Genomic DNA, 10565 nt, shown 5'->3' with positions numbered 1-10565 from the left:
GGCTGCCCGCCGCGCCCGGCGGCGGCAGCATGTCGGTCACGCTGGCGCGCAGATCCTCGCCGAGATTGGCGCCGGGCGCGGCCTGCGCCACCGCGGCGCGGGTATCGTCGGCACGGCGCTCGGCGATCGCGCGCAGCATCACCGCGTCCGCCGCGGCGATCACCGTATGCGCCGCGATCCCCGCGGCGGCGATCCAGCCGAGCCGCTTGAGCCAGCTGCTCCCGCCCGCCGCGCGCCGCGCGTACATCCCCTGCCGCAGATCGACCCCAGGCCTGGCCAGCCGCTCCGCCAGCCCGCCGCCACCCGCCGGACGCGGCTCCTGCGGCACCTCGCCGATCGGCACCGCGCCGGTGTTCCAGATGCGCGGCCGCCCGGCCGCTTCCCAGGCCTGTCCCGCCAGCGCCGCGGGCACCGCGAAGCCGGTCGCGTCGGCGCTGCGCACCAGCACGCGGCCCTCGCGCGCCTCGGCCGCCCAGCCTTCGTCCGGCACCGGCAGCGCCAGCGCGTCGGGCACCATCGCCGCATGCGCGAGACCCCCGGCCTCGGCGATCTCGACCCATTCGCGCATCCGCGCGTGCCGGACCACCGCGACGAGGTAGCGCTTCGGCGCGATCTCGCTGCCGAGCGCGATGTGCACGGCCTCGATCGGGTCGGCGATCCGGTCCTCGATCGCGAAGGGCAAGGCCGCCATGCGCTTGGCATGCGTGCCGAGCGGAAGGTCGACCGCTAGGAGTAGCACCGATTCGCTAGGCACCAGCAAGGTTGCAGGACCGTCCGGCTCGGCTATGATCACCCGCCCGCCCGACAGCGTCCACACGCCGCCGGCGCGAGTTTCCGCGGCGTCCGAAATGGCTTGACCGGTCATCGTTCCGGGTGCTCCGCGGGATGCTGTGGTTGTAACATTGCTTTCACGAGAAGGACGCATGTGGCCGCGATGCGCATAGTATTGAAACAGTTCCGTGACACCGTGGCAGTTGACGTTGGCCAGGGCAAGGCCAACCGCCGCGTCCCGCATGGCGAAGCGGGCCTCACCCTGCTCGAGATGATCGTCGTGCTCGTCATCATCGCGATCGTCGCGGGCCTCGTCACGATGAACGTCGTCGGCCGCCCCGACCAGGCGCGCGTCACCACCACCAAGACCAATCTCGCCAGCCTGTCGAGCGCGCTCAAGATGTACCGCCTCGACAACGGCCAGTATCCGACCACCGAGCAGGGCCTCAAGGCGCTGGCCGAGAAGCCGGCGACCCCGCCCGTCCCCGCGGCATGGCCCGAGGGCGGCTATGTCTCGGAGAATCCGGTCGACGCCTGGGGCAATCCCTATGTCTATTCCGCGACCGGCAGCGGCTTCGAGCTCAAGTCGCTCGGCAAGGACGGCAAGCCGGGCGGCGAGGGCCTCGACGCCGATCTCGACGCGAAGGGCGGATAACGACCGTGCCGGGGGAGGAGTCTTTGGTTCGTTTCAGCTCCGCTGGAACGGTGCGGCACCGGCCCGCTCCTCACCAAGACTCCGGCATGACGCTCATCGAGATGCTGATCGTGCTGGTCATCATCGGCATCGCCGCGGGTGGCGTCGCGCTCGGCGTCGGCGCGGCGACCCGCGCGCCTTCGGTGGAAACCGAAGCACGGCGCCTGGCGCTACGCCTGCAGGCGGCCGCCGACGACGCGATGCTCGGCGACCGCATCATCGCCTTCACCGCCGAGCGCCACGGCTATGGCTTCGCCGCGGTCGGGCGCGACGGCAAGCTGGCGCCGCTCGGCGACGCGCTCGCCTTCCACCAGCTCCCCGGCGGGATCGTCGTCACGCTCGACGCGCGCCCGCCGGTGGTGCTCGGCGTCGATGGTGGCGGCAAGCCGCTCACAGCGACGATCGAGAATGGCGAGCAGCGCTGGGTGGTCCGCTATGACGGCATGACCGCCAGCGCGACCAAGGTCGAGGCGGCGTCATGAGTGCGCTACACGCGAAGGCGGCGCCGGCCCGCTCCCCAACCCGGCGACCCAGCGGCAGTATCATATGGGTGGCCGGGTGGGGGAGCGGGCCGGCGCCGCGTCTCGGCGAAGCCGGGACCACCCACCAAGACTCCGGCTTTTCGCTGATCGAGGCGCTGGTCGCGCTCGCGGTGCTGGCCATCGCCACGGTCGGGCTGATCCGCGCGACCGAGAGCCATATCGATTCGACTCGCGCGATGGAGCGCCGCGCCGCCGCGATGTGGGTCGCCGAGAACCGCCTCGCCGAGGTCCAGCTCGCCGATCCCGCCGCCAACGCGCGCGAGACCGAACTGCTCGGCCAGCAATGGCGCGTCGAGGTGGCGCGCACGCGCACCGAGGACCGCGGCATCGACAAAATCCGCATCCAGGTATTCGCGCAGGGCGAGCGGACTCCGCTTGCATCGCTCGACGGCTTCGTCGAGGGCGGCGGCGCATGATCCGCTTGCCCGACCTTTCGCCGCGCCAGGCGCGCACCACGCTCGACATCGCCACCGCCGCGGTGATCGTCTCGGTCGCGATCGCGCTCGCCGGGCTGACCTGGCGGATCGCCGGCCATGCCAGCACCGGCGCGGTCACCGTTCCCTCGGGTGCGCGGCCCGTGGCGCAGCCCGCCGACGTCACCGCCGCACTCGCCTTCGCCCCGTTCGGCAAGGGCGCGATCACCGACGCCTCGCAGGCCACCGCGCTCCCGCTCAAGCTCAAGGGCGTGTTCGCCGCCTCCCCGGCCGAGCTCTCGGTCGCCTATATCGAGGTCAGCGGCGAGCCCGCCAAGCCGTTCCGCGTCGGCGAAGCGGCGGGCGGCGGCACGATCGAGGGCATCCTGCGCGATCGCGTGCTGCTGCGCGTCAACAACCGTATCGAGTTCCTCGCCTTCCCCGATCCCACGCTGACCGCCGACCAGCAGGCGGCGGCCGCGGCGCAGCCCGCCCCGCAGCAGACTCGAGCGGCCCAGCCCGGTGCACCGGTCGCCCAGCCTTCGCCCAACGCGGTCGCGCTTTCCTCCCCGCTGGTCTCCGGCCTCACCCCCGTTCCCGGCGGCGTTCAGATCGGCGCCGGCGCCCCTCCGGGGCTTCAGCAGGGCGACGTCATCACCTCGGTCAACGGCCGGGCGATCAACACCCAGGCCCAGGCCGCTAACGCCATCGCCGCCGCGCAGTCGCTCGGCTCCGCCCAGATCCAGATCACCCGCGACGGAAAGCCCGTGACGCTGACCGTCCCGACCCGCTAGGTATCCCACCCGTGCCGCATCCGATCCGCAACACCGCCCTCGCCTTCGCGCTCGTCGCCATGACCGCGCAGCCCATCCTCGCCCAGCAGAGCGAGGCGGCGGACATCGTCGTCAACATGCGCGGGGTCGAGATCGCCGATGTCGCCGACCAGATCTCGCGCCTCACCGGCCGCACGCTGATCCTCGATCCGGCGGTCAAGGGCACCGTCACCGTCACTTCGGCGACTCCGCTCTCGCCCAGCGGCGTGTGGGAACTGTTCCTCTCGGTGCTGCGCGCCAACGGCTTCGCCGCGGTGCGCTCGGGCCGCGCCTGGCGCGTGGTGCCGGCGGGCAACGCCGTGCGCGACGGCGGCGTGCCCTCGCGCGGCGCCTCGGGGCAGGAGCTGATCACGCGCATGATCCGCCTCTCGAACGTGCCCTCGGCCGAGGCGGCGCGCGTCGCCCGGCCGCTGGTCGCGAGCTTCGGCAGCGTCGAGCCGCTCGCCCAGCCCAACGCCGTGGTCGTCACCGACTATGCCGATAATGTCCGCCGCATCGAGGGCATATTGCGCGCGCTCGATGGCAACGGCTCCGGCCTCACCTTCGCCACCATCGCGCTGCGCAACGGCAGCGCGCCCGACGTCGCCCAGGCGCTGCAGGGCGTGCTCGGCGACCCCGGTTCGGGCGGCGCGCGCGTCGCCGCCGATGCGCGCAGCAATACCGTGATCGTGCGCGGCACGCCGACCGCGGTCGCCGATGCGCGCCGCATGATCGCCTCGCTCGACGCGCCGGGCGGGGCCACGCCGATGACCCGCGTCTTCCGCTTGAACTATGCCGACGCCGAGTCGGTCACCGAAGTGCTGCGCGGCGTTCTCGGCCAGGAAGCGACGACAACCAACGCGGTCGCGCGCAGCCTCTCCGACAAGCGCGGCGGCAACTATCGCAGCCCGACCAGCGTGCTCGGCGGGCTGGTCGCGTCGGGCGGCAGCAACCCCGCCGACACCGCCGCGGCGGCTGCCACCGCCGCGCTGCAGGCACAGCAGACTCAGCTCGGCCAGTCTCGCGCCGAGACGCCGCAAGGCTTCTCCACGCCCGAGCTCACCGTCCAGCCCTCGCCCGACATCAATGCGGTGGTGGTACGCGGCACGCCGAGCGCGATCGCCGCGATCGAACCGCTGATCGCCGATCTCGACGTCCGCCGCCCACAGGTGCTGATCGAAGCCGCGATCGCCGAGATCACCGGCGAGGAGGCCGAAGCGCTCGCCGTACAGATCGGCACCAGCGGCGCGGTGCTCAACCAGGTCGAGGGTGCGGCGACCTCGTTCAACATGTCGCCCGCGCACGCCTCGCTCGGCCAAATCCTCGACGCGCTCGACGTGCCGATGGCGGCCGCGATCGGCCCGGGCCTCAGCGCCAACATCTCGATCGGCAACGAATTCTCGATCCTCGTCCAGGCGCTCGGCACCTCGACCAAGTCGAACCTGCTCTCGACACCGCAGATCACCACGCTCGACAACAAGGTCGGCGAGTTCGTCGTCGCCCAGGAAGTGCCGTTCATCACCGGCTCGATCCTCACCGATTCGTCGAGCGACGTGCGCCCCTACACCTCGGTCGAGCGCAAGGACGTCGGCATCACGCTCAAGGTGCTGCCGCGCATCAACGCCGGCGACACGATCCGGCTGGAGGTGGTGCAGGAAGCGTCGTCGATCGCCGCGACTCAGCTCACCCAGGCGACCGACCTGATCACCAATCGCCGCGCGATCAACACCACCGTGCTCGCCGACAACGGCCAGACGATCGTGCTCGGCGGGCTCACCTCGGACGATTACGGGCAGGTCAAGAGCCAGGTGCCGATCCTGGGCGACATCCCGATCCTCGGCGAGCTGTTCAAGAGCCGCCGCGAGAGCCGCAACAAGCGCACGCTGTTCATCTTCCTCAAGCCCACCATCCTGCGCAACGGCGAGGATGCGGTGGCGATGGCCAAGGCGAAATATGCCCGGCTGCGCAGCGAGGAGCTGGATCTCAACGCGCCGAGCAACCTGCTGCTCAAGCCGCTGCGGCCCCGCCTGACGCTGGAGATCGACGGGATCTACTGAGCGGGCTCGTCGCCGGCGGCTTTTTCGGCGGCGTCGGGCGCGCCCATCGCCACGCGCACGCGCTCGCGCCCGCGGGTGAAGAAGGCTGCGTCGATTGCCAGGCTTTCCAGCCGCCAGCCATCGACGCTCTCGCCGACGCCGAGCGTGCGCGAGCTGCCGTCGGCGAGGCGCACCATCGCAACCGCATCGCGATTGAGCCGCCCGGCGATGCCCACCAGCGCGGGAGCGTCGGCGGGAGTTTCGTCACCGGCTTCGACCGCGGCGAACAGCGACCGCTCATAGACCGCCGAGACCGCCGGCATCGGCGGCGGCACCACCGCACGCGCTTCGTCCGTGCGCGGCGGTGCCGGCGTCTCCGCGCCCGGCCATAGCAGCGCCGCCGGCATCGCCGCCGCGAACAGCGCCGCCCCGCCCAGCGCGAGCGCTTCGCTCCGGGTCAACGCCATGCCGCCACCGCCTCGCCTTCGAGCCGCAGGCTGCCCTCCGGCAGCGCGGTCACGCGCCACGCCGCGAAGCGCGTCAGCGGCGCCTCGCGCTCGATCCGGTCGGCCAGCGCCACCACTGCCTTGCCGGGGCCCGACAGCCGCACCCGCAGCCGGACCAGCCCGGCATCCATCGGTCCCGGCGCAACCTGCTCGGCCAGCACCCCGCCCTCGGCCGCCAGCCGCCGCACCCGGCCCGCCAGCGTGCGCATCGCCGCAGCGGCGTTTCCGCCCGGAACCCGCAATCGGGACGCGACGAGCGGCACCGGTGCCGGGCGCGGTGCCGTCACGGCCGCCTGCGCCGCGGCCGCGCTCTCGCGAGCACGGGCCAGCTTGCCCAGCGCGGTCCCGGCCGCCGGCGCCAGCAGCGCAAGCGCGGCGAGACCGCCGCCGATCCCGGCGATCAGCGTCGCCCGGTTCATTTGGCGTACCTCAAGGTAACCGCGATCGTCGCGCCCGCGCGCCGCTGCCCCGTTTCGCGAAAGCCGGCGAGCGCCGGATCGCCCCGTAGCGCACCGCGCAACAGATCCGGATCGGGCGTCGATATCTCGAGCTCGAACGCCCCGTCCGCCGCCCGGGCCATGCGCGCCACCCGCGCGTCCGCCGGAATCGCCGCCGCCACGCGGTCGAGCCACACCGCGACGCCCGCATCGCGCACCGCGCCGCGCAGGGCCGCCCGCGCCGCCTGGCCCCGGGCTTCCACCTTGAGCCGCGGCGCCGCCTGCGCCGTCAGCCGTGCCGCCTCGGTTCGCGCGGCGCGCTCGAGCAGGCCTGACCCGACGATCGTTGCCAGCGGCCCCAATGCGATCAGGCTGGTCAGCGCCGCCGCCAGCCGCCAGTTCACCGGCCCGCGGGCTCGCGGCGCGACGGGGGGCGCGGCTGCCGCAAATCGCTGCGCCATGCGATCGGCCAGGCTGTCCCGCGTCTCCATCGCCGCGCCCTACTGTCCTATCCACGCAAAAAACAGCCTGTCATCGAAGAGTCGCCAAATCGACACGACTCCGTCAACGCTTCTCCATCACGCTGTAAACCGGCGCCTTCACAGCCCCCGGCAACCCTATCCGCATGGGATGGGGTCAAAAAGGGGGTTCCAGAACATGACCGAGAGCACTGATCTGGCTTTTGGCTACAGCGACGGTGACGTCGACACCAACAACACCGCCAATCCCACGCTCAACGCGTTGATCGAGCAGCGCTATTCGCGCCGCGACGCGCTCCGTTCGGGCGCTTCGGCGGCGACGGTCGCGGTGTTCGGCGGCGGCGTCCTGGCCGCGTGCGACAACGCCAGCGACGCTGCGGACCCCTTTCCCAACCTGGTCTCGGTCGGTTCCTCGGGCGCCACCAGCTCGGGCCGTGTCGTCACCCTCACCGGCGAGGCGACCGACAGTGGCGCGATCACCTCGGCCTGGGTGCAGACCAGCGGCCCGGCCGCCGCGCTGATCGGCGCGAACACGCCGAACGCCAGCTTCATCGCGCCGAGCGTGAGCGCGCCGACCGGCCTCACCTTCCAGTACAGCGCGACCGACAGTGCTGGCCAGACCACGCAGGGCAGCGTCGCGGTCACCGTCAGCCCGGCGGTGATGGGCTTCACCTCGATCGCCAAGAACAAGAACGACGTCGTCACCGTGCCCGCGGGCTACACCGTCACGGTCATGACGCGTCTCGGCGATCCGATCGCTGCGGGCGTCGCGGCGTACAAGAACGACGGCACCGACACCAACTTCGCGCAGCGCATCGGCGACCATGGCGACGCGCTCTACTGGTACGGCCTCGCCGCCGCCGGCGCACGCGACGACAACAGCTCGGTGCGCGGCCTGATGGTCCAGAACCACGAGAACCTGAACGTCCAGTATCTCCACCCGAACGGCCCGACCACGGTCGGCGGCGCCCGTCCCGAGGCCGAGGCGCTCAAGGAGATCGAGGCGCACGGCGTGTCGGTCACCGAATATGTCGAGGGTGCGAACCGCGCCTGGACCTATGTCCAGAACTCGACCTTCAACCGCCGCATCACCCCGAACACCGAAGTCGTGTTCAACGGCCCGGTGAAGGGCAGCGCCTGGCTGCGCACGCCGTTCTCGACCGACGGCACCAAGGGCCGCGGCACGATCAACAACTGCGCCAACGGCCACACCTTGTGGGGCACCAACATCACCTGCGAAGAGAATTGGGCGGGCTATTTCCGCCGCGACAATTCGGGCGCGGAGACCGACAACGCGCAGCGCACCGCTCGCGAGCTCGTCGCGCTGCGCCGTTACGGCGTCACCGCCAACGCGGGCAGCTATGGCTGGCACACCGTCACGCCCTCCACCGCAGGCGACACTCGCTTCGCCCGCTGGGACGCTCGCGCCACGGTCGGAGGCTCGGCGGCCACCGACTGGCGCAACGAGCCGAACCAGTTCGGCTGGTGCGTGGAGCTCGATCCCTATGACAAGACCCAGGCGCCGCGAAAGCGCACCGCGCTCGGCCGTCTCGGCCACGAAGGCGCGTGGCACGGCAAGTTCATCGAAGGCAAGAAGCTCGCCGTCTATCTCGGCGACGACTCGCGCGGCGAATATTTCTACAAGTTCGTGACCGCCGCCTCGTGGACCGCGGCCGACGCGCAGCGTGCCGATCGCCTGGCGGTGGGCGACAAGTATCTCGACAGTGGCACGCTCTATGTCGCGAAGTTCAACGCCAACGGCACCGGCACCTGGGTGCCGCTGACGTTCGGGCAGGTTCCGAACCGTCCGGCGCAGGGCAGCGACGTCGAATATGTGTTCGAGGACCAGATCGACATCCTCGTCAACACTCGCCTGGCGGGCGACGCGGTCGGCGCGACCAAGATGGACCGCCCGGAATGGACCGCGACCAACAACGTGACGGGCGAGATCTACCTCACCCTCACCAACAACAACGCGACGGTGCGCCCGCTCGCCGGCACCGACGCCGCCAACCCGCGCCACTATAACGACCCGACCGGCCCGGCGAACACCGCGCAGTTCGGCAACCCGAACGGCCATATCCTGCGCCTGCGCGAGAATGCGGACGATCCCGCCGCGACCGGTTTCACCTGGGACATCTACCTGTTCGGCGCCGACTCGGCGGACTCGAACAGCGACGTCAACATCTCGGGCCTCACCGCCGCCAACGACTTCTCCAGCCCTGACGGCCTGTGGTTCTCGCGCCCGCAGAACGCCGGTGGCCTGGTCAAGCCGCTGCTGTGGATCCAGACCGACGACGGCGCCTTCACCGATCGCACCAACAACCAGATGCTCGTCGCGATGCCGGGCACGACCGGCGACGGCGCCTCGGTAACGATCACCAACCGCGGCAGCGGCGGCGCCACCGCCACGCAGACCACGCGCCGCGGCGCGCTGGCGACCGACGCGACGCTCAAGCGCTTCCTCGTCGGGCCGGTCGGCTGCGAGATCACCGGCGTCGACACGACGCCGGACGGCCGCACGCTGTTCGTCGGCATCCAGCATCCGGGCGAGACGTCGGGCACCACCGTGCCGAGCCCGCTGCCGAGCAACTGGCCGGCCAGCCAGGCCGGTCCGGCGCCGACCAGCCGCCCGCGCTCGGCGATCGTCGCGATCACCAAGAATGACGGCGGCGTCGTCGGCCTCTGAGCCAGGGAACAAGGCCGTGGTCCGGGGCGGCCCGGTCACGGCCGGGAGTTGAACCCCGAGCCTTCAGGGGAGGCGGGTCCGCCCGCCTCCCCTTTTTTTTCGGCTATTTCGCGTCGGTGCGGCTGACGATCTTGGCGGTGCCGTCGCGCGTGATCGAAATGAGGTGCGGCGTGCGATTGTCGCACGTCACGCGCCACGCCGGATTGCCCTGGACCGGATCGAAGCGCTCGGTCTCGGTCACTTCCTGGCAGTTGAACCCCGCGTCGCGCACCGCGCGCAGGAACACGCCATTCTGCTGGCCGGGCGGCAGCGCGATCACTTCGGCCTGGTAGTTGGTCGCGTCCGCGGCATTCTCGACCATGTTGTCGGCCGCGGCGTCGTTCGCCGCCTGCTGCCCGCCACCGCCGCACGCCGCGAGCGCCAGCGCACCGGTGATCGCCAGATAAGTCTTCCGCATGAATTGCACCTCCATCGCCCCGACAACGCGGATCGTCACGGCTTCGATCCAACCATCTTGAGAAACAGACGCGTCGCCCGCATCACCTTCGCGCGGATCGCCGGTGGCGAGGGCAAGGGCTCGAGGCCGAGCTTGATCCCCATGTCGCCGGCGCCGAGCCATAGTCCGCAGATGTCCTCGGCAGCGCGCAGCGGGTCGTCGATCTCGATCTCGCCATGCGCGGCGGCATCGCCGAGCACCTGCGACAACCGCTCGAAGCAAAGCTGGGGCCCCGCGGCGAAGAAGCGCCTCGCAAGCTCGGGAATCTGCGCAATCTCGTTCATCAGCACGCGATCGACCGCCTGATGTTCCTCGCTATACTTGAATTCCGCGAGCGCGATGCCGAACGCGTTGAGCTGGTCTTCCAGCGTATGCCCGCGCGCCAGCGTGTCCTCGAATGCCGCGGCCATGCGCCGGCTCTCGACCCGGATCACCTCCTCGAACAGCGTCTCCTTGTCGCCGAAGCGGCTGTAGACAGTGACCTTCGACACCCCCGCCGCGTGCGCGATGTCCTCGATCGTCGCGGCGTGGAAACCACGCGCGAAGAATGCCTCGCGCGCGGCCTCGACGATCGCGCCATATTTGGCAGGGTCGCGCGGCCGTCCGGCGCGGCGCGGCTCCACCGCAGTGGCGGGCTGTCCGGTCCCGCTCAGCGCTCGTACGCCTTCGGCAAAGCGCCCTCCTTCGGAT

The 10565-nt window shown here is 71.1% G+C and carries 12 protein-coding genes; 6 read left to right on the top strand and 6 right to left on the bottom strand.

Annotated elements, in window-relative coordinates; translation table 11 throughout:
• Positions 1 to 865: type II secretion system protein GspL (gene gspL / locus ABDV68_RS15625; RefSeq protein WP_343521028.1), on the bottom strand; the 865-nt coding region annotated here is incomplete at its 3' end.
• A 102-nt stretch (positions 866 to 967) separates the two neighbouring features.
• Here gspL and gspG point away from each other — a divergent pair.
• From gspG to gspD, 5 genes are all read left to right on the top strand, one after another.
• On the top strand, positions 968 to 1426 hold the full coding sequence (gene gspG, locus ABDV68_RS15620) for a type II secretion system major pseudopilin GspG (protein ID WP_343521027.1): 459 nt from the start codon (positions 968 to 970) through the stop codon (positions 1424 to 1426).
• A gap of 86 nt (positions 1427 to 1512) precedes the next feature.
• Positions 1513 to 1947, top strand: coding sequence for a GspH/FimT family pseudopilin (locus ABDV68_RS15615; protein ID WP_343521026.1), 435 nt, complete (start codon positions 1513 to 1515; stop codon positions 1945 to 1947).
• A 68-nt stretch (positions 1948 to 2015) separates the two neighbouring features.
• Positions 2016 to 2423, top strand: coding sequence for a type II secretion system minor pseudopilin GspI (gspI, locus tag ABDV68_RS15610; protein ID WP_343521025.1), 408 nt, complete (start codon positions 2016 to 2018; stop codon positions 2421 to 2423).
• Positions 2420 to 3214 carry a type II secretion system protein N gene (locus ABDV68_RS15605; protein ID WP_343521024.1) on the top strand — a complete coding sequence of 265 codons (795 nt, stop codon included), beginning with the start codon at positions 2420 to 2422 and terminating at the stop codon, positions 3212 to 3214. The genes gspI and ABDV68_RS15605 overlap by 4 nt, the downstream gene beginning before the upstream one ends.
• 11 nt (positions 3215 to 3225) lie before the next feature.
• Positions 3226 to 5289 carry a type II secretion system secretin GspD gene (gspD, locus tag ABDV68_RS15600; RefSeq protein WP_343521023.1) on the top strand — a complete coding sequence of 688 codons (2064 nt, stop codon included), beginning with the start codon at positions 3226 to 3228 and terminating at the stop codon, positions 5287 to 5289.
• Here gspD and ABDV68_RS15595 read toward each other — a convergent pair.
• From ABDV68_RS15595 to ABDV68_RS15585, 3 genes are read right to left on the bottom strand one after another with little or no spacing between them, the layout of a single operon-like run.
• Positions 5283 to 5735, bottom strand: coding sequence for a hypothetical protein (locus ABDV68_RS15595; protein WP_343521022.1), 453 nt, complete (start codon positions 5733 to 5735; stop codon positions 5283 to 5285). The genes gspD and ABDV68_RS15595 overlap by 7 nt on opposite strands.
• Positions 5726 to 6193, bottom strand: coding sequence for a hypothetical protein (locus ABDV68_RS15590; protein WP_343521021.1), 468 nt, complete (start codon positions 6191 to 6193; stop codon positions 5726 to 5728). The genes ABDV68_RS15595 and ABDV68_RS15590 overlap by 10 nt, the downstream gene beginning before the upstream one ends.
• On the bottom strand, positions 6190 to 6702 hold the full coding sequence (locus ABDV68_RS15585) for a hypothetical protein (RefSeq protein ID WP_343521020.1): 513 nt from the start codon (positions 6700 to 6702) through the stop codon (positions 6190 to 6192). Before ABDV68_RS15585 ends, ABDV68_RS15590 begins: the two co-directional genes overlap by 4 nt.
• 166 nt (positions 6703 to 6868) lie before the next feature.
• On the opposite strand from ABDV68_RS15585, the gene ABDV68_RS15580 reads away from it, so the two are divergent.
• Positions 6869 to 9379, top strand: a complete 2511-nt coding sequence (locus ABDV68_RS15580) for an alkaline phosphatase PhoX (protein WP_343521019.1) — start codon at positions 6869 to 6871, stop codon at positions 9377 to 9379.
• Positions 9380 to 9482: 103 nt separating this feature from the next.
• On the opposite strand, the gene ABDV68_RS15575 is transcribed toward ABDV68_RS15580, so the two are convergent.
• Together ABDV68_RS15575 and ABDV68_RS15570 are read right to left on the bottom strand one after the other, a co-directional pair.
• On the bottom strand, positions 9483 to 9836 hold the full coding sequence (locus tag ABDV68_RS15575; RefSeq protein ID WP_343521018.1) for a hypothetical protein: 354 nt from the start codon (positions 9834 to 9836) through the stop codon (positions 9483 to 9485).
• A 35-nt stretch (positions 9837 to 9871) separates the two neighbouring features.
• Positions 9872 to 10565, bottom strand: a 694-nt coding sequence (locus tag ABDV68_RS15570; protein WP_343521017.1) for a TetR/AcrR family transcriptional regulator, incomplete at its 5' end; no start/stop codon positions are given.

This window comes from Sphingomonas sp. (assembly GCF_039595165.1).
Lineage (GTDB): Bacteria > Pseudomonadota > Alphaproteobacteria > Sphingomonadales > Sphingomonadaceae > Sphingomonas.
The sequence above is the reverse complement of the archived record's forward strand: the minus strand, read 5'-3'. Positions and strand labels throughout refer to the sequence as shown.

What these genes read in the sequence shown, in the direction of transcription:
- ABDV68_RS15595 (WP_343521022.1), bottom strand. Translation starts at nt 5,735, where the DNA reads ATGGCGTTGACCCGGAGCGAAGCGCTCGCGCTGGGCGGGGCGGCGCTG.
- ABDV68_RS15580 (WP_343521019.1), top strand. Translation starts at nt 6,869, where the DNA reads ATGACCGAGAGCACTGATCTGGCTTTTGGCTACAGCGACGGTGACGTC.
- ABDV68_RS15575 (WP_343521018.1), bottom strand. Translation starts at nt 9,836, where the DNA reads ATGCGGAAGACTTATCTGGCGATCACCGGTGCGCTGGCGCTCGCGGCG.
- ABDV68_RS15605 (WP_343521024.1), top strand. Translation starts at nt 2,420, where the DNA reads ATGATCCGCTTGCCCGACCTTTCGCCGCGCCAGGCGCGCACCACGCTC.
- ABDV68_RS15585 (WP_343521020.1), bottom strand. Translation starts at nt 6,702, where the DNA reads ATGGAGACGCGGGACAGCCTGGCCGATCGCATGGCGCAGCGATTTGCG.
- ABDV68_RS15590 (WP_343521021.1), bottom strand. Translation starts at nt 6,193, where the DNA reads ATGAACCGGGCGACGCTGATCGCCGGGATCGGCGGCGGTCTCGCCGCG.
- ABDV68_RS15615 (WP_343521026.1), top strand. Translation starts at nt 1,513, where the DNA reads ATGACGCTCATCGAGATGCTGATCGTGCTGGTCATCATCGGCATCGCC.